The following is a 24,061-nucleotide window of genomic DNA, read 5'->3' on the forward strand; positions in this document are numbered from 1 at the left end:
AAAATAACGAATACTAGGATGTTGTAACGCCTTATGATCCCAGCTAAAAAGCTACTTAATACCCTCACTGAGCATTGGGGTGTATTAGAGCTATTATTTAAACGCTTTAAAATGGCCGACTTTAGTATTAAAGATTTACAAAATGCCATAAAACAAAAGCAACCGACATGGAATAATGAGCGTATTTATAAAGAAACCAATCGGTTATTAAATCAAGAAATCATTATTCCCTTGGCTAAATCGTCACAACTAGAAATTAACCGTGCCATTGCGGACTTTGCTACCTTTTTACTTCAAGAAGAACATTTAGGCTTAGCACAAGAAATAAGCGTATTGGTTGATGATTTAGCTCGCTTAGGTAATCGGCTGTCTAATGCCGGTGAAATGGAAGATTTTGATGATTTACGCCGCTTTAGCCGCATTATGGATGATCGGGTTCGTAAAATAATTAAGCTGTTTTTACACAACGAAAACGCCATTTTAAATATTGTTGAGCAAGCCAAATCAAATAACGCGGTGCAATCGCTGCAAAAGCGCTACAAAGCCGTCATAGAAGCGTTTGATGAATATATAGAACCCATGCTGGAAATGGTCGATATTAGAGGCGACTTTCATGCCTGTTTTACTCTAATTGAGCAACAAATTAGCACCCAAATAGAACATATTGAACGCTCAGGTAAAGCGTACAGTGATAAACGTATGCTTGAGCAATTACGTACCCGTATTCTCGAAATGCATCTAGTTGGTCGGACAAGCTTACGTAAAAGTGCCGATATGCTAATGCCACTGCGTGAAGAGTTGCGCCGTAATAACCTTATTACCCGCCAAGCGGCAAAAGTTTTAGGGCTAATTCGTAAAAACGGGGTGGATAATATGCTCAGCGCCGTGCAACCCCATTTTGTAAGCGATGCGCAAAAGTATTCACTGGGTCAACAGCGTCATATTGTTGCCTATATGGCAAGCCTAGCTGAGTTTGAACACCACGAATATCAGCTACCAGAACAAAATGATGTGCCCGCGTTTGTTACGCCAAACATTCCTGACTACCACGATGTAAAAGCGCAATTTACCAAACGCTTTAAAAAGCAGCGTAAAAAACCACAGCCTTTGCTGCAATTTTTAAACGAAAGCTACCCTGAACTTGAAGCCGATGAAATGTTGTTTTTGTATCAAAAGTTGGTAAGCGATAACACCCTAGAAATTAGCCAAAGCGATAAAAAAGCTCGCGTTAACATTGCAGGCCAGCACTTTAATTTATATCCCTTTAATTCAGAGCCTCAGGCTGATAAAGCCGAGCACGAGTAATCACCATGACCCATATAAACTTAGATGAGCTTTCTCACTTACAAGCCATTAATAAAAAATTAGTCGCCGGTTACCACATTTGCGAACAAGACACCGTAATGTGGCAAGAGCTTGACCAACAAATAGACGCTTATACTGCCTTATTTACAGCACTAGGCCACGAGTTAAAACACGATAGCCGTGGTTTTTATTATTTTGCCAGCGATGAAAGCACCCCAAACATGGGTAAGATTTCCCGCGCTGTAGCGCTCACTATTTACATTTTAATAGAGCATTTTGCCAATACAGGTAAAGACCCAATGCGCGCATTATTTGACGAGCCAAACGATTTAGAGCTCATGCAAACCTTGGTGCAACTTAATAAACATTTATTTGATCAGCTTGAGATATTTTCGGGTTCTGACTTACGAAAAGATGTGTATTTACGCATGGTACGTTTAGGCCTTGCCCGCGAAGTAGAAGGTGGCTTTATGTTGCAAGCCCCTATTCACCGCTATATTGATGCCTTAATGGAAGTAAACGAAGAGACCTTTATTAGTGAGGACGAGCAATGAAAAATTTATACGGACTGAGTAAACTCGCCCTACTAAATACCGCAGGCTATGCAAAATGTGTGATCCCACTGGATAAAAGTAGCTCGATTTGTGCCCCTAACAACACAGGTAAAAGCTCAGTAATTAATGCACTGCAATTTCCGCTAATTAACGATTTACGCCTAACCGAGTGGGATGGCCACGATTTAGATGAAACCCGTAAGTTTTATTTTTCATCAGATCAATCGTACATTTTATTGCAAGCCGATTTGCCCCATGGCTCAGTCGTCATTGGCGTAGCCGGCTTAGGTAAAATTGCCGGTTATGCACACCAATACTTTTGCTATCAAGGTAAGCTTGATTTAGCCCAGTACACCCAAGGCAATACCATTATTAAGTTTACCAAGCTGTTTAATCACTTAAAGCAGCAAGGTTTCAACCCAATAGAGCTTAAGGCACAAGAATTAAACGCCCTACTTACTGGCGGAGCAACGCAATTTGACGGTGAGATCAATTTAAAAATGATCCCCCTCAACAACGTTCAAGACTCTGCAATATACAAAGAAATATTTCGTCGTATTCTTAATTTACATAAATTAGGCGCAAACGACGTTAAGCGTTTTATGTTGCGTGTGTTTGAACGACATATGTCAAATTCTAAGGTCGACTTTTATGAGGTTTGGCGCCGTTCGTTTGATAAAGTAAACCGCGCAAAGCGTGAATTAAAAGCGCTAGAATCAATGCAAGAGCCCATAGCCGCCCTTGAATCTATGCTTGAAAACCAAACCGTTCTTAAAGGTAAACTGGCCGCTTATGCACCAAAAATTGACCAAGCACTGATTGATTTTGATGCTTACCAAGAAGAGCAACTAAGCGAGCTCAACATCGCTCTTGAAGATATTGAGCACGAAAAACACGAGTTTGAACAAAAGCAAGGGCTATACGTGCAACAATCGCGCGATATAGAGCGCAAGCAAACTCAAATTGAACAATGGTTTTTAGATTTCAACGCCCTTAAAAGTGAATTTGAGCTGGTTAATAAAGCCACTATCAAAAGCAACCTAACGCAGTTAAAAAATGACTACGAGTCGTTGTCACACTCTATTACGAGTGCTCAAGGGCAAAGTCTGCACACCCTTGATTACCGTATTGGTGAAACACAAAAACAAATTAAAAGCTTAAAGTTACAACTTAAAAACTTAGAATTTAATTTATTCACTCGTATGCGTGAAGATTTATCACTGAAAGAAGTAGAGGAAATATCGCGGCTATTAAACCCCGATCTTCTCTCCTTTGCCACCACCAGCAATGGCGATATAACCATTGATGACGAAGATGCCTTTGGTGAATTTTTATCACAGCTGAGCGAAAATGTTAAAGGCGGTATACTCACCCTACCTGGTGCCAGTATTAAACTTAAAAAGCTCTCACCAGTACAAATGCAAAGCGGCGAAAATAAAGAGCAACTGAGCGCTCAGTTAACCGCGCTTGAGCAATCATTAAAAGAGTTTAAACAACAGCGCGAAGTGGCCGCCAATGTTGCTGATAAACAAAAAGAAAAAGACGCGCTATACGAGGAGCTTATGAGTGCAGAAAGTGCACTTAAACGCTTAGAGCAATTTGAAGTGATGCAACAGTCAGTTGACGCCCAAGCAATGCTAAAAGAACAGCTTTTAGTCGAGCGCGAACAAGTTGACGATTACCTACAAGATATTCAAAAAAACAGTGGCTCAATTGCTGATAGACGCTCGTTAATCAAATCAAAACAAGCGCAAATTAATCGTCAAACAGAGCGCTTACGCCAAGTTAAAACTGAGCGTATTGACCACACTTTAGATTTATACAGTGGTAAAGTAACGCCTTACATGATTGATATAAAAATCGATTTTGATAATTTAAGCGATTTAATTCATCACTTTAATAAGGACTGCCAAGAGCTACGTAATTTCGATATAAATGTACGTAATACCTATATGCATATTTATAATGCCGGTATCACTAAGTTTGATAACGAAAACGATGAGTTTAGTAAATATCAAAAGCTTATTAGCGCGTTTCATAACATTGATAACGAGCGCGATGCAGTTGAGCGCCAAGGTCGCGTTGCCCTCACCGAAGTAGCCGCTACAATTAAAGGACTGCGCGAAGATTTAGACCGCTTACGCCGTGAAATGAATAGCTTTAATAAAGGCATTAGCCAGCACCGCATCTCAAACCTGCAAGCGTTTAAAATTAATATTATCCCGCGCAAAATGTTGGTAGATAGTATTGATACCATTATCAGTACCTCTAACCAATTTGAACAAGGCGATACGCTCGATTTACTCAGCCAAGAACCTTATAGCGAGAGTGCGGTAAACGAGGCAAAAGATCATTTAATTAAACTCGCCTCAGACAAAGCAGGCCTTACATTAACTGATTTATTTGATATTCGTTTTGAAGTGGTTAACCGTGCAGGTGAAACCGAGCACTTTGAAAAGATAGACTCGGCTGGCTCAAATGGTACACGTATCACCATTAAGCTATTATGTGGCATGTTGTTTATTCGTTATTTATTAAGCGATCAGGAACAAAACTTATACCGTATACCTATTTATATAGATGAAGCGGCTGATATCGACCCGCAAAATCAAAAGGCAATTATAGAAACTGCCCTGAGCTTTGGCTTTGTGCCAATATTTGCCTCGGTTAAACCGCAAATAAGTTGTGATTATATTGTGCCAATTCGTTCAGTAAAAGACGGCGCACAAAACTGGGTAGATGAAAAAGATTGGATTGAGGTTGAACATAAAGCCTCTCTACTGGACTAAGAATTAATTGGCTATTCATCTTAGCCAGTTACACTTATTTTAAAGATTTTAAATTAACCTCGCCCATGGTAGTTTAAACAAACGCACTTTATTGGAGCAAACGGAATGAAACACATATTTATTGTCGCAGCACTGGCATTACTAACCGCCTGTACACAAACGCCCGACTGGGATTACGATAAATCAGCAAACTTTAGTAACTACAAAACGTTTGCTTGGGTAGAAAACGCGAGTCTAACCAAAGACACGAATAACTACCAAATCAGTGGGCTGATGGAAAAACGCGTTCGCAATGCGGTAAACAACCAACTAAGCCAACAATTAGGTATGCAATTGGTTGACGTAGCGCAAGCTGATGTACTTGTTAACTACCATGCAAGTGTAGATAAAGAGCTCGAAGTTGATAGCTTTAACGTAGGCTACGGTGCACGTTGGGGTTACTGGGGCACAGGCTTTAATCACGATGTAAGCGCACGCGAATATGAAGTAGGCACGTTAGTTATCGATATTATTGATCGTGAGTCAAACCAACTAATTTGGCGTGGTGCTAAAGATGGTCGTTTAAAGAAAAAACAAACCCCATCACAACGTGAAGCCACCATTAAAGAAACGGTTGCCAATATTTTAAGCAACTTTCCGCCTAAAGCGCAGCAATAAACTTTAATTAATATTTAAAAGCCCGCATGTTTGCGGGCTTTTTTAGTTTTAAGAGCTTTTAAAATAAAATAATTCCGCGCTTCGCCCATCATGTCAGCAAGCTGCTCGTCTAAAAAAAACAATGAGTTAAATGTAACTTAAAGGCCAAAGCGCGAGAAGCGATAACTTCTAATTACTTACTAAACGTGATTTCATTAACAAATTTACGATTTATACTTGTGTAATAAATCAAGTGGGATATGGCAATAATCATCAGGGTGATTGGTTAAACGGTCTTGATGCTCGGGATCGCTAGGGACATAATTAGTCAGTGGCGCTACTTGTACCTCTATTTTTTTGGCATCGCCCCGCTGGCTAATATACTCTCTAGCAATGTTTAAATGATTGCTGTCTTGGCTAAAAATGGCGGTGCGGTATTTTTCCCCTACATCGTCACCTTGTTTATTGATACTGTATGGGTCAATAATCTCAAAAAAATAGCCGATTAATTCATTTAATGTTACTTCTTGGGCATCAAAGGTTACTTTCACGCATTCGGCATAGCCATCGTATTCACCTTGTGTTGTGTTACTCGTGCCATTGGCACGCCCCGCCTCAGTAGTCACTACTCCAGGTAAATACTTCATAAATTCTTGCACGCCCCATAAGCAACCACCAGCAAAATAAAGTGTGTGCTGATTTAATGAATGGCTCGATTGTTGTGTTTGCATAATAAAGTGACCAATGTAAATAATTTATGGGATGCAGAGTTACTATTTTGTAACGCTAGGTTTGATTCTCAAATGCAGTTTTTTATCATTAATGTACAATAGCGCCCAAAATCACCCTAGCTTAGTGAGCTTACCTTATCATGTGATAAAAAGTGATAGGTATTTAATTGTTAGCGCCATTGCATAAAATGAGAATAATGATATGAATCGTGCCCCGCACCTTATTATACCGGCTGTACTCGCCAGTATTTCGACTGTTGCTTATGCAGAACAGAGTAAAGAAACAGCAACCATAGAACAAATAACAATTGAAGTGTCACCCACTGCCAATACCTTACCCGTTGGTACATTTGATTCACCTATTTCAAATTTAGAGTACGACCCGCGTGTTGACTTGCAATCACGCAATATGGCTGAAGCACAAGCTGATGTAACGATACGCGGGGGGATTTTTGAAAATACCGGCTTTAGAGTCGGCAGTGCAACTCTACTCGACCCGCAGTCTGGTCACTACTTTGCAGAAATTCCTATTGCACCACAAATGCTAACGGGTGCCAGCGTATTAACCGGAGCCGATAACGCACTTTATGGCATGAATAGCTCTGTGGGTACTGTGTCGTTTGCTTGGAAACCAATAACAACCGGTGGCAGTGTCTCTTTGGGCGCAGGCTCAAATGACTTTAACTTACAAACAATTCATGCAGGTTTGAGTTCTCCACTTGAAGCAAACGCTAATTGGCATATTGGTTTTGAAGGTGAATATTCGCACTCACAAAGTGATGGTTCAATTGATTTTGGCGACCATGATTTTACCCGTACTTCTGGCAGAGTGCAGTTAACTGGGAGCGATTCACAAACTGATTTATTTTACGGCTTACAAGAAAAGTTTTTTGGTTGGCCAAACCTTTATACCCCATTTGGTGTCAATGAAACCGAAGACTTAGAAACTCAATTATGGATGCTCAACCATAAACAAGCCTATGCTACCAACAGTGAATTTGAAGTATCCGCTTATTACCGCGAGCATAACGATCATTATGTTTATTCAAGAGAAAACCCAAGCGCGTTCCAAGCATTTCATGAAACACAAGTAAAATCATTGGCTATTTCAGGTCGTCATGCGCAAACAAAGTCAGTTGCGGTTAATTACTCGGCGCAATATATAGAAGATAGTATTGACTCCACCACCCTTGAAAATAACTTTACTTCACGTAACTACTTTAAGATTAGTTTATTACCAGAATACACAACATCCCTTGCAAGTGATCAGCAACTAACTGTACGTTTAGGGGCTACATTTGATAACACCAGTCGTGATGACTCTGAGCTATCGCTAATTGGTGATGTTAGTTTCAATACCCAAAATAACGATGGCACTGAGCGAACATTGTATTTATCGTATGCCGAGGCAAGCCAAGTAGCAGGCTACACCGCCATTGGTGGCAGTGAATCAGGTGGTTTGTTTAGAAGTAACGCTAACCTTGAACGTGAAACCACCAAAAGCTTAGAGCTGGGCTTATTGCTTGAGCAACAAAGCTGGCAGCTTAATTCAGCGCTTTTTTATCGTAAAGATAACAACCTAACCGATTGGACATTTAACTTTGATTCAAGCTCAGCACGATTTGCACAGCCTGTTGATATTGATACTACAGGCCTTGAGTTTTTAGCCACTAAACAATTTGATAACGCAGAAATTATTGCCAGCTATGCGTACTTACATAAAACAGAAACCTACGGCGCTGAAAATATTGACGCTAGCTTTTATGCCTTAAATTTTCCTGATCATCGTGTAACACTCGGTGCGATTTGGAACCCAATGGATATATTAGAGTTTCGTGTAGATAATGAGTGGCGTAAACAGCATAACAATGCGCTGCGCCGTTCAGGCGACGAAGCGCTATTTACTCAGCTGACGGTAAAAATAACTCCGCCAGCTGTGCCTAACTTCTTTATTAGTCTTGCGGCTGATAACTTGTGGGATGAGTCGTTTGAAGAAATTCCAGGTACGCCAGGGCGCGGCGAGCAATATACACTAAGTGCCACGTATAGCTGGTAACTTTATCGCTCAGCGAGGGCTTACTCCACGCTGAGCTTGTTTTTTTAATTAAAATAAGAAACAGACTAGTAGAAAGCTGAATCAGAAACCTCATTTAGCAGCCCTCCCTAAGTATTCTAAAAGCGCAGAATCCCCTCCTCTGTGTACATGCATAATTGAAATAGTATGAGCAAAGAGAAGTGAATGAGAAATCACTAGTAACTAAGCCAAATAACTTTATGTCTAAGTCACTCACTCTTAAAGCGCAGCGCCTCTTCGCCCTCTTTGTGCATTTATAATTAAAAAATTATGAACTGAGAGAATTAAATGAGAAATAAATGAGGTAACACTAGCGACAATGCTTAGTGGATACTTAATTGCACTCTCTCAGTACTACTTTTAGAAACACAAAGTAAGTATCTAACCTGAACTCTGGTTAAGAGATTTACTAACATATTGAATCAAAATGATATTTATGTTTATTTTCTCAAGCTAGAGATTTTTAGTGAAAACAAGGCGAAATTACGCGTCAATAGCTAGCCTATTGCAAGTAAATTCAACGCAGTTAGCGCTGAAAATAGCTGCTTGAGATGGATTTATTATCCGGAGTTCAGGTTATCAACACTTTTCAAACGTATTAATTGTAAATATATGTGTATTTAATACAATAAATTAGGTTAATTGCTCTAATTCGGTAATTAACGTTAATGCTTGTTCATTGGTTGTCCCGCATACATCTAACGTGGCACTAAAGTCACTGCACACTTTTGGGCGCGACTCATCACCAAATAGCTTACATAAATTTCGTTCATCCAGCTGAATACAACGTTCTCCGGCCTTTTTACCGTTTGGCATACCTGGAATTGGCGAGCTAATACTCGGCGCAATACAACATGCTCCACAGCCTAAACGACACGCCATTGATTGTGTTTTCATTCTAACCTCAGTAATAAATTTCAATTGTTTTGTTGCTGCTTTGTACATAAATAGCGTGTTTCGTTCTATTTGTAACCGCTTTGTGCAATGACTTGTTACATCTTCAAACACACTGTAAACACTTTATTGCGTATCATTAGCCCATCAGCACAATTTATGAAGGAATGCCCTGTGGCGACTAAAAAACAAATAATACTTCCGATCGCGGTCCTTGTTGGTGGCATTGGCCTCGCAGCAGGCTTTTCTGCAATGAAAAAGCCACCAGAAGAAAAGCCCCCCCAAGACATGCGCCCTTTGGTTGCAGCACAACCAGTCCACCTTGATGCAATTACCCTCGATGTAAAATCGTACGGTATTGTGCAACCAAAAGACCGCACTGAGCTGATTGCTCAGGTGAGTGGCCAAGTTATTTCAGTTGCAGAACAATTTGTTGAAGGTGCCTTTGTAAAGCAAGGTGACATTTTAGCACGAATTGATCCAAATGATTATGAAGCTGATTTAATTGAAGCAGAGGCAGGCCTTGCCCAAGCAAGCTCAGCACTCGAAATTGAACGCGCACAAGCGCATGTTGCTAAAGCCGAATGGGAACGCATTAAAGCAGACTCAAGCGATGTTACTGCATCAGCACTGTATTTACGTAAACCGCAATTAGCAGAAAAAATGGCGCGATATCGCTCGGCACAAGCAAGTGTAAAACGTGCTAAACGTAATTTAGAACGCACATATATTAAAGCTCCCTACGATGCGATTATAAACGAGCGCAGCATTAGTTTAGGCTCTGTAGTTAATCCTGGTAATAGCTTTGGCTCTCTTAGTTCAACTGAGGTCGCCGAGGTGCGTTTACCTGTTGCCGATAAAGAGCTGCAATACCTTAATAATAGTGGCATAGGTGCAACAGTTGAATTTAATGCACAATACGCAGGTAAAGAAACTACATGGCAGGCTAAAGTGGTACGAAGTGAAGGTGTGATTGATCAAAAAAGCCGAATGAGTTATTTGGTTGCCCAACTTCAAACCCCATATGAAGGGGTTCAGCCACTTCGTTTTGGCTCATATATAAACGCTACAATTGAAGGTCGCGCCGTTAATGGCGCTATTGTTGTTCCTCATCATCTGGTTAAAAATAATAAAATTGCAGTGTTAAACGATGATTTAACTTTGTCATTTAAAACACTCAATATTATTCGCGAACAAGATGGCATGGTCATCGCAAATCAAGGCTTAGCAGAGGGAGAACAACTGATAACTTCTGCTCTTGAATACCCTAGCGAAGGAATGGCAGTAAAAATTGAAGACACTGTGACCAAACCAGACGTTACTCAACTTGCATTAAAAGGAGAGTAAACGATGACCACAACTGATGAAAAAGGGTTAATTGCGTGGTTTGCGCGTAACCCCGTTGCAGCTAACCTAATCATGATTTTTATCTTGATTGGTGGGTTATTAACCGCGCTGACAATTCGTAAGCAAGCGTTCCCTCAATTTGAGAGTAACTGGGTAAGTATTCAAGCTGTTTACCCTGGTGCCGCACCACAAGAAGTGGAAGAAGGCATTACTATAAAAATTGAAGAAAACCTTGAAGGAACCGAAGGTATAAAGCGTTTAATCACTTACTCTAATCGAGGCTATGCACAAGCCTGGGTTGAGATTGAAGAAAAATATGACGCCAAAGAAGCGCTAGATGAAATAAAAGCGCAAGTAGATTCAATTAATACGTTTCCTGCAGGTATGGAACGCCCTGTTGTTCAGCGTGAAAAATTTCAGCAAGAAGTAATGATACTCGCGCTTTATGGTGATATGAGTTATTACCAGTTAAAAGAACTTGGCAATGATATTAAGGATGAATTGCAAAACCTTCCTCATGTAAACCTAGTTGATTTTTACAGTGGCTTAGACTACGAAATTGGTATTGAAATTAGCCCTGATAAACTTCGCGAATACGGACTCACATTTAGAGATGTATCTAATGCGGTACAAAGCTTTTCTACTAATATGTCGGCGGGGCAAATTCGCTCTGATACTGGCTACATTTCGATGCGTGTCGAAAAGCAAGCCTATCGTGGCGGTGAATTTGAAAAATTACCGCTAATTACATTACCAGACGGTGCTCAAATTAAATTAGGCGATGTAGCCACTATAAATGATGGCTTTGAAGAAGGCTTACTATATTCGAAATACAACGGCAAAAATTCACTGTCGTTTGAAATTGATGCCTCAAAAGATCAAGACATTACCGTTGTTGCTAAAGTCCTTAAAAAGTACCTAGCAGACAAAGCCGATCAACTTCCTGCAGGCGTTAAGTTATCACCCATCGTTGATTTAACATACTACCTTGAAGGTCGCCTCGACATGATGGTCGATAATATGGTGTGGGGCGGTATTTTAGTTATGCTGGTATTAGCGCTGTTTTTACCACTTAGATTAGCGTTTTGGGTAATGATGGGCCTACCAGTGTCTTTCTTAGGGGCATTCTTATTTATGCCTATCGGCTTTTTAGACATTACTATTAATATGGTGTCTTTGTTTGCCTTTATTATTGTTTTAGGGATTGTGGTTGATGATGCCATTGTTGTAGGTGAGTCGGCCAGTGCTGAAATTGAAAAACATGGGCACTCACTTAACAACGTTATTCGTGGTGTAAAACGTGTAGCCATGCCAGCAACCTTTGGTGTACTAACCACTATTGCTGCATTTTTACCTCAAGCAATGGCTTCAGGGCCGAGCGCTGCGTTTTCGAAAGCAATTGGTGTAGTGATTATTTTATGCTTAATTTTTTCACTGATTGAATCAAAACTAATTTTACCTGCACACATCGCAGCAATGAACCCGCGTAAGCCTAATCCTAAAAACCCATTACATAAATTACGTAATGCAGTTGATAGTGGCTTAAAGCATTTTGTTGAACATTATTACACTCCATTTATCGGTCGTTGTATCCATTATCGCTATACCGTGATTATTGGCTTTTTATGTATTTTAATTGTCAGTGCAGGACTCTTTGCCGGTGGAATGGTTAAATTTGTACCAAATCCTAAAATTCCGCATGATTTTCCGCGTATATCGCTAGAAATGAACCTTGCCTCTTCTGAGCAAGCCACGCTTGAAACAGCGCGTAAAATAGAAAATGTATTACTGAGCGTCGATAAAGAACTAGAGCAGCAGTATGGCCAATCTATGATCCGTGATTTGTCTGTTAGTCTGCGTGGTCGTACTAATGCGAGTATTATGGCCATTTTAGTAGAGCCTCACTTACGCCCAATCGATACCTTTGAGCTAAGCACTATGTGGCGTGAAAAAATGCCACCGCTACCGGGGCTTAAAACACTCACCATTCAAGATAGTATTTTTGGTGGTGGTCGTGATGATGGCGACGTTAGCTTTAGACTCGAAGGAAAAAATGCCGACGAGTTAAAAGAAGTATCTAGCAAACTAAAAGCTAAGTTACAAAGTATGGAAGGTGTGGGTGATGTAAATGACTCACTGCAAAGTGCCACCGACGAAGTGCAACTTGATTTAAAACCACTTGCTTACAGTATGGGCTTAACCCTTGCTGATGTGGCCTCTCAAGTAAGCTTTAGCTATTACGGCCTTGAAGCACAGCGTATTCTGCGTGAAGGTGAAGAAATCAAAGTAATGATTCGTTACCCGCAAAGCGAGCGTAACTCAATAAGCAACATTCAAGATACGCGTATTATCACTCCTGCGGGCGCTGAAGTTTCTTTGAGTGAAATAGCTATAGTCAAGCTAGTTGACGGCGTAAGCAGTATCAGACGTGAAAACTCAAATCGTACTGTTAATGTGTGGGCTGCGGTCAATAGTGACGAAGTAGAGCCATTTGCCATTGCACAAGAAATTCGTGATGTTTACTTACCAGCACTGCTTAAAAACTACCCTGGAGTAAAAAGTAATGTTGCAGGGCGTATTCAAGAAGAGATGGAAAGTGCTAATGAACAACTACGTGATTTTGCAATCTCATTAATGATTATTTTTGCGCTACTGGCCATTCCACTTCGCTCATATTCTCAGCCACTGATTATTATGTCGGTGATCCCATTTGGTGTTGTGGGTGCTATGTTCGGTCATATGGCTTTAGGTATGACAATGAGCGGATTATCAATGTTCGGCATTATCGCTGTAGCCGGTATAGTGGTTAATGATTCACTTGTTATGGTGGATTTTGTAAACAAAGCCCGTGCAGAAGGTGTGGCAATAAAAGAAGCGGTAATGCAAGCCGGAGCGCGTCGCTTTAGAGCGATATTACTAACCTCTGTTACTACTTTTATTGGCGTAATGCCGATTATTATGGAAACCAGTTTACAAGCAAAAATTGTAATACCTATGGCAGTATCACTCGCCTTTGGTGTGCTGTTTGCCACAGTAATTACGCTTATTCTTATACCGTGTCAGTACGTTGCGCTTGAAGATACAAAACGCATAATTCGAAAGTGGCGCGGTAAAGACCCTATTGTCGATGGCCAACCAGCAACGACCAATAGTTAATTCAGTAAAATCCCAACCAAAAAAGCTCGGCATAATTATGCCGAGCTTTTTATTTATAAATTAAACTGCTCGTTTTTTATGCCTTTTACGTTATGGTATTAAATAATCATAATAAAATAAGGCACTACTATGACCTCCCCTCAGTCTGAACACATTCCTCAAGAAGCATTTGATTGGTATGACGAATACGCTCATGGTTTAATTGATAGACGCACGTTTATGAAAAAACTCGGTGGCTTAGCCGCATTGGGCTTTTCAATGACAGTACTTACAGGTGCATTATTACCTAATTACGCTCAAGCTGAGCAGGTCTCATTTAACGACGATGACATAAAAGCCACTTACCAAGAATTTGATTCGCCTGATGGTCATGGTTCGGGTAAAGGCTATTTAGTGGTTCCAAAAAATACACAAGGCAAGCTACCTGTTGTATTAGTAGTACACGAGAATCGCGGCTTAAATCCGTATGTAAAAGATGTTGCAAGGCGACTGGCTAAAGTCGGCTTTATTGCCTTTGCCCCTGATGCGTTGCACCCACTGGGTGGCTACCCAGGCAACGACGATGAAGGTCGAGCCATGCAACGTACCCTTGATCGCACTAAAATACAAAATGATTTTGTAGCCGCTGCTCACTTTTTAAAAGCACAGCCAAATAGTAATGGTAAATTAGGCGCGGTTGGTTTTTGTTTTGGTGGCTATATTGTTAATTATTTAGCCTCAGTAGACAGTAACTTATTGAGCGCGGGCGTGCCCTTTTATGGCACACCTGCAAGTGAAAGCTTACACAAAAATATAAAAGCGCCGTTAATGATTCAATTAGGTGAACTTGATAAACGGGTTAACGCTACATGGCCTGAGTATGAGCAAAGCTTAAATGCTAACAATGTTGAGTTCATCATGCATAAGTATGAAGGTGCAAACCATGGTTTCCACAATGACTCAACTGGCCGTTACGATGAAAAGAGTGCCGAACTTGCTTGGCAGCGAACCTTGGCGTTTTTTAAAAACTATTTAAGTTAACGTTACTAAACGTGTATTTGTTACTCGTTAATTAATATACGTTTATCAACAATCCCCTGCTTTACTAGCTGATTCAATAAGTGAGCGGTTTTTTCTCTGCACACATCACGCAATAGTCGTACAGCGGGAGTAATCGATTGCCTGCTTGGGCAAATGAGCCACAGCTCACCACAGGTATGCTGGTAATTATTCATCACAGTAACAACGCGTTTATTTAATAAATCATCGGCAATATCTAACGCTGATTTAACCGCTAAACCTTTACCTGCAACACACCAACGCCTAACTAAATCGCCATCATTTGAGGCACGTCTGCCCTGCATTTTTACTTTGTATTTTTTTCCGCCATCGGTAAACTCCCACACATTATTGATAATATCTTGCAGCTGGTAAAATAATCCGTGATGCTGCGCTAAATCATCTGGGTGCTCTGGCTCACCATATTTAGCTAAATAGGTAGGTGTAGCACAGAGTAGTCGCGGTACGTTGCAAATTTTAAATCCATATACACTACTATCACTGGGTGAGCCATAACGTAGTGCTATATCAACCGAGTCACGAAAAAAATCGATATTGCTATCGCTAATGTGCGTACGCAAGCTCACACTTGGGTACTTATCCATGATTTCATCAATCCAAGGGATCACTAAGTTGCGCCCTAAATCAGATGAGGTAGCTACCCGTAACTCCCCTTCAATGGCATCATGTTCTCCTTTAAGGTTTTGCCTTGCCGTTTCAAGCACGGCCAGAGCTTGTTCGCATTGGGGAATGTATCGCTCCCCTGCACTAGATAAACGCAAATGGCGAGTGGTTCTAATAAATAATTCACAGCCAAGTGCCAACTCTACACGCTTAATAGCAGCACTGGCCGTTGCTGTGCGCATATCTAACTTGGCTGCTGCTAGCGTAATGCTTCGACACTCAGCTACTTTTAAAATCAGTTTTAAGTCATCAACCTGCATATTATCTATTTTTATTTGATAATGATTCAATAATTATGCTGTTTATTTTAAATAAAGCAAATTGTATTATGCTGTTCATACACTCAATGAACACTATTTATCAGCCCTTTTTTATTATGGAGAGACTATGACTCACCCTATTATTCGCGATCTTGAAAGCCGCCACACCGCTAAACGTTATGATGCTACAAAGCGCATTTCTCAAGACGATTTAGCGGTATTGTATAATGCTATGCGTCTTTCTCCTTCGTCAATTAATTCACAGCCTTGGAAATTTATTGTGATTGAATCTGATGCCGCAAAAGAGCGTATGCACAGTACCTTTGCTAATAAGTTTCAATTTAATCAGCCACACATTAAAGCGGCATCACACATTATTTTATTCGCTCATAATCCGCAATATACCCGTGAAAACTATGGCCAAGTAATTGATGCAGATATAAAAAATGGCCGAACTCAAACAGAAAACCGCGATCAAGCTTTTGGCGCCTTTGCGTTTGTGGATTTAAATACCGATGAGCAGGGTAATAATGCCGCCTGGACTAAAGCACAAACCTACATTGCTTTAGGCAATACTATGCATGCAGCAGCACGCTTAGGGATTGATACCACACCGATGGAAGGCGTTGATGCACAACTGATTGGCGAAGAGTTCGCAAGCGAATTAGACGGCTACATCTGTGATGTCGCACTTGCGCTGGGCTACCATGACGCAGAAGAAGACTACAATGCTAAGCTGCCAAAATCACGTTTAAGCAAAGAACAAATTATTCAGGTTTTATAAGTCATAACTGCTCACTTTAAATAGTAGGTGAGCAGTTTATTATTACTAGGCTAGTTTTGTGACCACAGATGCACTGAGCACTTTGCCTTGTTCAACATCTGCGGTAACAGTGCATAATGCACCATTAACTAAGTTTAAATTAGGAGGAATGTGGCCAATATCAGCATCAATGATCACCGGAAATAAACACCCACCAAAAGCGGCATTTAAGCCTTGGCGATAATCAAACCCGGGGTCTTGCCCTTGTAAGGTCACATGACGACCAATAATCACCCCATTTATATCATCAAACATGCCCGCTAATTTAAGTGACAATAAAAATCGTGCAACGGTCGCTGGCGTGAGCTCTGCGCTTTCTAAATAAAGTACAATACCTTGCGAGGCATTGTGCTTTTTAAACTCATGCAGAGCTAAAAAAGGCGAATCAAGTAACAGCCCAACCGTATCAAGACACCCACCAAACAACCGCCCTGACATTTCAATACTGCGCTTATCGGTGTAATTTAAACATTGCCATTGGGTGGGAACGCTGTGATCAAATAATGCATTCGGGTTTTGTGCGTAATCAGGCTTGCTATGTTGATGGTAAGTCGAGGGGGCTTGCTCAAACTCACTGCTAGCCTCATAGCTTAGGCTTTCAAAAATTTGTAAACAATACGGGTCTTTTTCATCAGGGTGTAATTGAATTAAATTAGCGCTATGCAGTGTTGCCCAATTACATTTTGCTGTCAGTGCACAAGCAATCGTACTGACATCTGAATAGCCCACTAACCATTTAGGTTTAGCGTTTTTAATTGCGCTAAAATCAAGCAGAGGCAATATTTCCATTGCCAGCTCTCCGCCCATTGGCGGCATGATCGCATCTATTTCATCATCTAATAAAAAGTCCATTAATTGCTTGGCATGCTGCTTAGCTGTAACTTGAGTTCGCGGCTCGTTTTGACGTAAAAACTCCCCCTCAACAATCTGATAACCTCGATGTTTTAAGCCATTAATGACAATATCTAACCGTGGATGATATTTTGATTTGATCCCCGCTGATAAAGAACACACGGCGATTTTAGATCCCACTGTTAAAGGTGCCGGATACAGTATATTTGCCATATTATTTCCTTATTGAAGAATAGGTTACTACCATAACAACATAGCCTACATTTACAAACAATGAATAATATTCAACCGATTCTAAACCAAATATAAAAACCAAGCATAAAAAAACCAGTGCTTATTACTAAGCACTGGTTTTTATAAAACGTTAAAGTGAGTTAACTAATTAAATATACTCAACCTCAATGATTTCGTACTCTACATCACCTTTTGGCGTTTTGATAATCACAGCGTCATCCGCTTGTTTACCAATTAAGCCGCGAGCAATTGGTGAATTAACAGAAATTAAATTACTTTTAATATCTGCTTCATCATCGCCAACAATCTGATATTTAACTTCAGCGTCGGTTTCAACATTAACGATGGTTACTGTAGTACCAAAAATCACTTTACCTGTATTAGGCATCTTTGTTACGTCAATCATCTGCATGTTTGAAAGTTTTGCTTCAATTTCTTGAATACGGCCTTCACAAAAACCCTGTTGCTCACGCGCAGCGTGATATTCAGCATTTTCTTTTAAGTCACCGTGTTCTCGTGCATCAGCAATATCAGATACAATTTTTGGACGGGTAACAGTTTTTAATTCGTTAAGCTCATCGCGCAATAATTTTGCGCCACGAACTGTCATTGGAATTGATTGCATACTTTTCTCACTTAATCCCAAGGCCATGGTTATGGCCTTGGCACATTTCCTTAGTTCAATCGCAGGTGTAGTTCTTGAACAGACGTCACTTTACTGCGGTCATCTGCTTGGTTAGCAGTACAGTTAGCAAATGCCGCATTCAATGTCGTAGTATAATTGGTTTTGTGCTGCAATGCACCACGACGTAACACCTTCGAATCTTCAATCGCTTGGCGACCTTCGGTGGTATTAACGATATAGCTATACTCGCCATTTTTGATTCTATCAAGAATGTGCGGACGACCTTCGTATACTTTATTTACACGGCGAACCGTAATTCCAGCATCTTCAAGTGCAGCAGCTGTTCCACCTGTTGCATCTAGCTCAAAACCAAGTTCTGTCATGGTTTTAGCTAGTTCTACAATACGTGGCTTATCGCTATTACGTACAGATAGTAACGCGCGACCACCACGTGGTAAAGTGTTGCTTGCACCTAATTGTGCTTTTGCAAACGCTTCGGCGAAAGTATCACCAACACCCATTACTTCACCCGTTGAGCGCATTTCAGGTCCACGGATGGGATCCACACCTTGGAACTTAGCAAATGGCAATACCACTTCTTTTACGCTGTAGTAAGGTGGAATCACTTCTTTAGTAATGCCTTGGCTTGCTAAAGATTGACCCGCCATACAACGTGCCGCTACTTTTGCAAGTGCTACACCCGTTGCTTTAGATACAAATGGAACTGTACGTGCTGCACGTGGGTTTACTTCGATTAGATACACTTTGCCATCTTTAACCGCAAATTGTGTATTCATCAAACCAACTACGCCAAGTTCAAGTGCCATATCTGTTACTTGCTTACGCATCACATCTTGCACTTCTTGCGTTAGCGAGTGAGCTGGTAATGAACATGCTGAGTCACCAGAGTGAACGCCCGCTTGTTCAATATGCTCCATGATGCCGCCAATAATCACTTGCTCGCCGTCGCAAATTGCGTCAACGTCAACTTCTATCGCGTTATCTAAGAAACGGTCTAGTAATACTGGCGCCTCATTTGATGCAGATACGGCTTCGGTCATGTAACGACGTAAGTCTTGCTCATCGTATACAATTTCCATCGCACGACCACCTAATACGTACGAAGGACGTACTACCAGTGGGAAACCAATTTCAACTGATTTAAGTAGTGCTTCTTCAGTAGAGGTAACCGTCGCATTTTCTGGTTGCAGTAAGTCTAAACGCTCAACAAGTTGTTGGAAACGCTCACGGTCTTCTGCACGGTCAATGGCATCAGGTGAAGTACCAATTACAGGCACACCGTTAGCTTCAAGCTCACGCGCTAGTTTAAGTGGTGTTTGACCACCGTACTGCACGATAACGCCTTTTGGCTTTTCAACACGTACAATTTCTAGTACGTCTTCAAGCGTAATTGGCTCAAAGTATAAACGATCAGATGTGTCGTAATCGGTAGAAACCGTTTCAGGGTTACAGTTAACCATGATGGTCTCGTAGCCGTCTTCGCGAAGCGCAAGAGCTGCGTGTACACAACAGTAATCAAATTCAATACCTTGACCGATACGGTTAGGACCGCCACCAATTACCATGATTTTATCACGGTCAGATGCGTTAGCTTCACATTCTTCATCGTAAGATGAGTACATGTAAGCAGTGTCTGAGCTAAATTCTGCGGCGCACGTATCAACGCGTTTGTAAACAGGTACAATATTGAGTTGATGGCGCTTTTTACGAATTTCAGCTTCTGACACACCAGCAATTTCTGCAATACGCGGATCTGCAAAGCCTTTGCGTTTAAGTTTACGCAAGAAGTCTGCATTTAAGCCGGCCATACCGACTTCTGAAATTTTAGCTTCATCTTTTAGGATGTCTTCAATTTGTACTAAGTACCAAGGGTCAATCTTGGTTAGTTCGAACACATCTTCAACACTCATACCATGGCGCATTGCATCGGCAATGTACCAAATACGCTCTGCACCTGGCTCACGTAATTCACGAATGATTTTTTCTTTTGCTTTCGGGTCGTCAAGCGCCACAATTGGGTTTAAGCCCGTTGCGCCTACTTCTAAACCACGTAATGCTTTTTGCAATGACTCTTGTTGGTTACGACCAATCGCCATTACTTCGCCCACTGATTTCATTTGCGTTGTTAAACGGTCGTTTGCACCGGCAAATTTTTCAAAGTTAAAGCGAGGAATTTTTGTTACCACGTAATCGATTGAAGGCTCAAACGATGCTGGTGTTTTACCGCCAGTAATATCATTCTGTAACTCGTCTAACGTGTAACCTACAGCAAGCTTAGCTGCGATTTTAGCAATCGGGAAGCCTGTTGCTTTAGATGCAAGCGCTGATGAACGTGATACACGCGGGTTCATCTCGATGATAACCATACGGCCATCAACTGGATTTACACCAAATTGTACGTTTGAACCGCCGGTTTCAACACCAATTTCACGCAATACGGCCATAGAGGCATTACGCATAATTTGGTATTCTTTGTCGGTTAATGTTTGTGCTGGTGCAACCGTGATTGAGTCACCTGTGTGCACACCCATTGGGTCAAAGTTTTCAATAGAACAGACGATAATACAGTTGTCTTTTTTGTCACGAACAACTTCCATTTCGTATTCTTTCCAACCAATTAACGATTCATCAATTAATAACTCGCTGGTTGGTGAAAGGTCTAAACCGCGCTCACAAATTTCTTCAAACTCTTCCATGTTATAAGCCACACCGCCGCCGGTGCCGCCCATTGTGAAAGAAGGACGAATAATACACGGTAAGCCGATTCGGGTCATGGTATCGCGAGCTTCATCCATTGAATGGGCAATTTCAGCACGTGGACATTCAAGGCCGATGTTACGCATAGCAACATCAAAACGCTCACGGTTTTCGGCTTTATCGATTGCATCGGCTGTTGCACCTATAAGCTCAACACCATGCTTTGCCAATACACCGTGCTTATCTAAATCAAGCGCACAGTTTAATGCCGTTTGACCACCCATTGTAGGCAGTACAGCATCTGGCTTTTCTTTTTCAATAATTTTTTCTACCACTTCCCAGTGAATTGGTTCGATGTATGTTGCATCGGCCATTTCTGGATCAGTCATGATAGTGGCTGGGTTTGAGTTAACTAATATAACTCTATAGCCTTCTTCTCTTAGTGCTTTACACGCTTGAGCACCAGAGTAGTCAAATTCACAAGCTTGACCAATTACAATTGGGCCTGCGCCTAAGATAAGAATGCTTTTTATATCGGTACGTTTTGGCATTATTACTCCGGTTAAATTAGTGGTTACGCGCTTGCATCAAGTCGATGAAGTGGTCAAATAATGGGGCTGCATCGTGCGGACCAGGACTTGCTTCAGGATGACCTTGGAAGCTAAACGCTGGTTTATCTGTACGGTGAATACCTTGTAATGTACCGTCAAATAACGATTTGTGCGTAGCACGTAAGTTATCTGGTAATGTGGCTTCATCTGCAGCAAAACCGTGGTTTTGTGCAGTGATCATTACAACATCGCGGTCAAGATCTTTAACTGGGTGGTTACCACCATGGTGGCCAAACTTCATTTTTACTGTTTTAGCACCTGAGGCAAGTGCTAGTAGTTGATGCCCTAAACAAATACCAAAAATTGGCGTGTCGGTTTCTAAAAAGGTTTTAATTGCATCAATGGCATAAGTACATGGCTCAGGATCGCCAGGGCCGTTTGATAAGAAAATACCATCTGGGTTTAAGGCTAGTACGTCAGCGGCAGAGGTTTGTGCTGGGACAACGGTCAGTTTACAACCACGATCAACAAGCATACGTAAAATGTTACGTTTAACACCGAAGTCGTAGGCAACAACATGAAACTTTTCATCATCAGCGTGTAAGGTTTTAAACCCCTCGCCTAATGTCCAGCTTGATTCGCGCCACTCAAAATTTTCCTTGGTTGAGACAACTTTTGCTAAATCCATACCTTTTAAGCCTGGGAAGGCTTGCGCGGCTTCGAGCGCTTTTTTCTCGTCTAGTTCGTCACCAGCAACAATACAGCCATTTTGTGCGCCTTTGTCACGCAAAATACGGGTTAGTTTTCTGGTGTCGATGTCCGCAATACCTAAAATATTACGTTCTTTTAAGTAATCATCTAACGATTGCTCGTTACGAAAATTACTTGCTAGCAGTGGCAAATCACGGATCACTAGGCCTTTCGCCCAAATGTGACTCGCTTCTTCGTCTTCGCTGTTGGTACCCGTATTACCGATATGTGGGTACGTCAAAGTTACGATTTGTTCCGCGTACGATGGATCAGTCAAAATTTCTTGATAACCAGTCATAGACGTATTGAATACTACTTCACCGACTGACATGCCGTCAGCGCCGATTGCAGTACCGCGAAACACTGTGCCGTCTTCTAGGACTAACAGAGCGGATTTAGTCAAGTTAAACCTCCTAACAGTAAAAAACGGGAGTAAGCAAATTGCTTAACACCCCGCCAATACCCAAATAATTGGTCAAAACCTGATTCCTGTGAGCTTAAATTGTTTTACGCAGTCTTAAATGATGCCGATGTAAACCACTAAACCTTCATTCATTTTTCTTGCCTAAAACTCTTTTTATTCCCACACAAACCCCGGTTTTGCTAACCATATGAGTATAATTGGAAACACGCATTTAGTAATTTTTGGCAAATTGGCTGTATTCTACATGAAGTTGGCTTTTAGGTCTAACGCTAATTAGTAAATTGTAATAAATAAGTGGTTATACCAAAAAACCACCTCAAAGCGTTAAAAAAGGAACTTAACTACTTTAAATCTAGCACATCTTGCATATCATAAAGTCCTGCTGGTTTATTTTTCAACCACTGCGCAGCTCTTATAGCACCTAGGGCGAAGGTCATTCGCGAACTTGCTTTATGGGTTAATTCAAGTCTTTCGCCCATTGTAGCGAAGTAGGCTGTGTGTTCACCTACTATATCGCCGCCTCTTAGCACCGAATAGCCAATTTCATTTTGTGATTTGGCCTGCTCTATGTTGTTACGATCATAAACAGCAACCTCATCATGATCCCACCCTTTAGCCTGTGCAATCGACTCGCCAATAGCTAATGCTGTACCCGATGGCGCATCGATTTTATGGCGATGATGCGCTTCAAAAATTTCAATATCTAAATCATCGCCTAATTTTGTCGCTGCTGTTTGCACTAAGTTAAGCAGTAAATTTACGCCCACGCTATAATTACGCGCAAATACGATCGGGATATGTTTAGCGGCATCGGTTAATAGAGCCATATCATCATGAGTTAAGCCAGTGGTGCCAATTACCATAGGTGTTTTTTTCTCAACAGCTGTATTTAAGTGATTTCTCATGCCTTGTGGAAGGGTAAAGTCTATAAGCACATCTACATTTTCAACCTGCTGTTCACTGCTAAAGTGAATGTCTTTTGCAGCTGCACTATTAAGTTGATTAACCGATAGACCGACTAACTCAGACTCACTGCGTACATAGGCCGCCGCTAATTGTGAATTTTTATTGATTGTTGCTGCTTCTAAAAGTGCTAGGCCCATACGGCCATTCGCACCAAACACACCTACTCGATTCATCTTTTTACAACCTATGTATTTTTTAGTTAGCTAGATTTTATCTAAAACTCATGTAATAGTCAGGAAAGCTTATAAAAAAGCTTCGATTATTTTAGGGTCTGTTGACCTTTGCGGATTAAAATTTGTTTAAACTAGGAGTGGTTTAATCGTGGCGCGAGGTTTGTAACCTAGTGGGCTAAGTAAAAACCGAGCAACAAAGAGTAAATCGCTCCTAGGCAGAACCCTTCGGGCAGCGCCTGTTTGGCATTGATGCTGCGTTATCGCCTATTTATGGGGAATACCACACCACATAGGCTCTGCCTTGCCTAAATACCAAACAGACTGCTGCAAATTTAACCTTGAAAGATCAACAGACCCTCATAATAATAACAGATAGTCTTTGCATTTAGCCATCTATACATTTAAACTTCTTTTTTGCGCCGATTTGGTCTTTGGCTTGCGGGCGCTGTTGAGTTACTTATCTGGTTAGATAGTAAA

The 24,061-nt window shown here is 41.1% G+C and carries 17 protein-coding genes; 9 read left to right on the forward strand and 8 right to left on the reverse strand.

Going from position 1 to position 24,061, the window contains the following annotated elements; translation table 11 throughout:
- Positions 1 to 33 precede the first annotated feature (33 nt).
- The 4 genes from AC0VZ5_RS09020 (at position 34) to AC0VZ5_RS09035 (ending at position 5,305) form a co-directional block, all read left to right on the forward strand.
- Complete coding sequence (locus tag AC0VZ5_RS09020; protein WP_475472485.1) at positions 34 to 1,305, forward strand: hypothetical protein; 1,272 nt, start codon at positions 34 to 36, stop codon at positions 1,303 to 1,305.
- A gap of 5 nt (positions 1,306 to 1,310) precedes the next feature.
- Entirely contained in the window at positions 1,311 to 1,859 is a 549-nt protein-coding gene (locus AC0VZ5_RS09025; protein ID WP_010388659.1) for a condensin complex protein MksE, read from the forward strand.
- A complete protein-coding gene (locus AC0VZ5_RS09030; RefSeq protein ID WP_475472488.1) occupies positions 1,856 to 4,648 on the forward strand; it encodes an AAA family ATPase in 2,793 nt (930 codons plus the stop codon). The genes AC0VZ5_RS09025 and AC0VZ5_RS09030 overlap by 4 nt, the downstream gene beginning before the upstream one ends.
- A gap of 105 nt (positions 4,649 to 4,753) precedes the next feature.
- A complete protein-coding gene (locus tag AC0VZ5_RS09035; RefSeq protein WP_055012621.1) occupies positions 4,754 to 5,305 on the forward strand; it encodes a DUF4136 domain-containing protein in 552 nt (183 codons plus the stop codon).
- A 203-nt stretch (positions 5,306 to 5,508) separates the two neighbouring features.
- Here AC0VZ5_RS09035 and AC0VZ5_RS09040 read toward each other — a convergent pair whose 3' ends face one another.
- Positions 5,509 to 6,015, reverse strand: a complete 507-nt coding sequence (locus tag AC0VZ5_RS09040; protein ID WP_475472490.1) for a peptide-methionine (S)-S-oxide reductase — start codon at positions 6,013 to 6,015, stop codon at positions 5,509 to 5,511.
- 202 nt (positions 6,016 to 6,217) lie between these two features.
- Between AC0VZ5_RS09040 and AC0VZ5_RS09045 the strand changes: the two genes are divergently transcribed.
- Positions 6,218 to 8,071 carry a TonB-dependent receptor plug domain-containing protein gene (locus AC0VZ5_RS09045; RefSeq protein ID WP_475472493.1) on the forward strand — a complete coding sequence of 618 codons (1,854 nt, stop codon included), beginning with the start codon at positions 6,218 to 6,220 and terminating at the stop codon, positions 8,069 to 8,071.
- A gap of 651 nt (positions 8,072 to 8,722) precedes the next feature.
- On the opposite strand, the gene AC0VZ5_RS09050 is transcribed toward AC0VZ5_RS09045, so the two are convergent.
- On the reverse strand, positions 8,723 to 8,986 hold the full coding sequence (locus AC0VZ5_RS09050; protein WP_041708812.1) for a YkgJ family cysteine cluster protein: 264 nt from the start codon (positions 8,984 to 8,986) through the stop codon (positions 8,723 to 8,725).
- Between the two features lie 171 nt (positions 8,987 to 9,157).
- Here AC0VZ5_RS09050 and AC0VZ5_RS09055 point away from each other — a divergent pair, with 171 nt between their 5' ends.
- From AC0VZ5_RS09055 to AC0VZ5_RS09065, 3 genes are all read left to right on the forward strand, one after another.
- Positions 9,158 to 10,330 carry an efflux RND transporter periplasmic adaptor subunit gene (locus AC0VZ5_RS09055; protein WP_138607540.1) on the forward strand — a complete coding sequence of 391 codons (1,173 nt, stop codon included), beginning with the start codon at positions 9,158 to 9,160 and terminating at the stop codon, positions 10,328 to 10,330.
- Positions 10,331 to 10,333: 3 nt separating this feature from the next.
- Positions 10,334 to 13,486 (forward strand): efflux RND transporter permease subunit, encoded by a 3,153-nt coding sequence (locus AC0VZ5_RS09060; protein ID WP_475472496.1) that lies wholly within the window; start codon positions 10,334 to 10,336, stop codon positions 13,484 to 13,486.
- Between the two features lie 129 nt (positions 13,487 to 13,615).
- On the forward strand, positions 13,616 to 14,506 hold the full coding sequence (locus tag AC0VZ5_RS09065; RefSeq protein ID WP_138607544.1) for a dienelactone hydrolase family protein: 891 nt from the start codon (positions 13,616 to 13,618) through the stop codon (positions 14,504 to 14,506).
- 20 nt (positions 14,507 to 14,526) lie between these two features.
- Here the strand turns inward: AC0VZ5_RS09065 and AC0VZ5_RS09070 are convergent, their stop codons facing one another.
- Positions 14,527 to 15,468 carry a LysR family transcriptional regulator gene (locus AC0VZ5_RS09070; protein ID WP_475474756.1) on the reverse strand — a complete coding sequence of 314 codons (942 nt, stop codon included), beginning with the start codon at positions 15,466 to 15,468 and terminating at the stop codon, positions 14,527 to 14,529.
- A 127-nt stretch (positions 15,469 to 15,595) separates the two neighbouring features.
- Here AC0VZ5_RS09070 and AC0VZ5_RS09075 point away from each other — a divergent pair, with 127 nt between their 5' ends.
- Entirely contained in the window at positions 15,596 to 16,252 is a 657-nt protein-coding gene (locus AC0VZ5_RS09075) for a nitroreductase family protein (RefSeq protein WP_475472498.1), read from the forward strand.
- A gap of 45 nt (positions 16,253 to 16,297) precedes the next feature.
- Here the strand turns inward: AC0VZ5_RS09075 and AC0VZ5_RS09080 are convergent, their stop codons facing one another.
- From AC0VZ5_RS09080 to dapB, 5 genes are all read right to left on the reverse strand, one after another.
- Positions 16,298 to 17,356 carry a S66 family peptidase gene (locus tag AC0VZ5_RS09080; protein ID WP_178956214.1) on the reverse strand — a complete coding sequence of 353 codons (1,059 nt, stop codon included), beginning with the start codon at positions 17,354 to 17,356 and terminating at the stop codon, positions 16,298 to 16,300.
- Between the two features lie 169 nt (positions 17,357 to 17,525).
- The gene (greA, locus tag AC0VZ5_RS09085) at positions 17,526 to 18,002 is read right to left on the reverse strand and encodes a transcription elongation factor GreA (protein ID WP_010388635.1); all 477 of its coding nucleotides are present in this window, start codon (positions 18,000 to 18,002) and stop codon (positions 17,526 to 17,528) included.
- Positions 18,003 to 18,052: 50 nt separating this feature from the next.
- Positions 18,053 to 21,271 carry a carbamoyl-phosphate synthase large subunit gene (carB, locus tag AC0VZ5_RS09090; RefSeq protein ID WP_475472501.1) on the reverse strand — a complete coding sequence of 1,073 codons (3,219 nt, stop codon included), beginning with the start codon at positions 21,269 to 21,271 and terminating at the stop codon, positions 18,053 to 18,055.
- Between the two features lie 16 nt (positions 21,272 to 21,287).
- A complete protein-coding gene (gene carA, locus AC0VZ5_RS09095) occupies positions 21,288 to 22,424 on the reverse strand; it encodes a glutamine-hydrolyzing carbamoyl-phosphate synthase small subunit (protein WP_008113125.1) in 1,137 nt (378 codons plus the stop codon).
- Positions 22,425 to 22,786: 362 nt separating this feature from the next.
- Positions 22,787 to 23,584 (reverse strand): 4-hydroxy-tetrahydrodipicolinate reductase, encoded by a 798-nt coding sequence (gene dapB, locus AC0VZ5_RS09100; protein ID WP_198523316.1) that lies wholly within the window; start codon positions 23,582 to 23,584, stop codon positions 22,787 to 22,789.
- Positions 23,585 to 24,061: the final 477 nt, after the last annotated feature.

It is taken from the genome of Pseudoalteromonas sp. QJM3NY_12, from assembly GCF_056173165.1.

Coding starts and splice junctions, on each gene's coding strand:
- greA (WP_010388635.1), bottom strand. CDS start 18,002: ATGCAATCAATTCCAATGACAGTTCGTGGCGCAAAATTATTGCGCGAT.
- AC0VZ5_RS09070 (WP_475474756.1), bottom strand. CDS start 15,468: ATGCAGGTTGATGACTTAAAACTGATTTTAAAAGTAGCTGAGTGTCGA.
- AC0VZ5_RS09035 (WP_055012621.1), top strand. CDS start 4,754: ATGAAACACATATTTATTGTCGCAGCACTGGCATTACTAACCGCCTGT.
- AC0VZ5_RS09025 (WP_010388659.1), top strand. CDS start 1,311: ATGACCCATATAAACTTAGATGAGCTTTCTCACTTACAAGCCATTAAT.
- AC0VZ5_RS09060 (WP_475472496.1), top strand. CDS start 10,334: ATGACCACAACTGATGAAAAAGGGTTAATTGCGTGGTTTGCGCGTAAC.
- AC0VZ5_RS09030 (WP_475472488.1), top strand. CDS start 1,856: ATGAAAAATTTATACGGACTGAGTAAACTCGCCCTACTAAATACCGCA.
- AC0VZ5_RS09065 (WP_138607544.1), top strand. CDS start 13,616: ATGACCTCCCCTCAGTCTGAACACATTCCTCAAGAAGCATTTGATTGG.
- carB (WP_475472501.1), bottom strand. CDS start 21,271: ATGCCAAAACGTACCGATATAAAAAGCATTCTTATCTTAGGCGCAGGC.
- AC0VZ5_RS09080 (WP_178956214.1), bottom strand. CDS start 17,356: ATGGCAAATATACTGTATCCGGCACCTTTAACAGTGGGATCTAAAATC.
- AC0VZ5_RS09040 (WP_475472490.1), bottom strand. CDS start 6,015: ATGCAAACACAACAATCGAGCCATTCATTAAATCAGCACACACTTTAT.
- AC0VZ5_RS09050 (WP_041708812.1), bottom strand. CDS start 8,986: ATGAAAACACAATCAATGGCGTGTCGTTTAGGCTGTGGAGCATGTTGT.
- AC0VZ5_RS09075 (WP_475472498.1), top strand. CDS start 15,596: ATGACTCACCCTATTATTCGCGATCTTGAAAGCCGCCACACCGCTAAA.
- AC0VZ5_RS09045 (WP_475472493.1), top strand. CDS start 6,218: ATGAATCGTGCCCCGCACCTTATTATACCGGCTGTACTCGCCAGTATT.
- dapB (WP_198523316.1), bottom strand. CDS start 23,584: ATGAATCGAGTAGGTGTGTTTGGTGCGAATGGCCGTATGGGCCTAGCA.
- AC0VZ5_RS09020 (WP_475472485.1), top strand. CDS start 34: ATGATCCCAGCTAAAAAGCTACTTAATACCCTCACTGAGCATTGGGGT.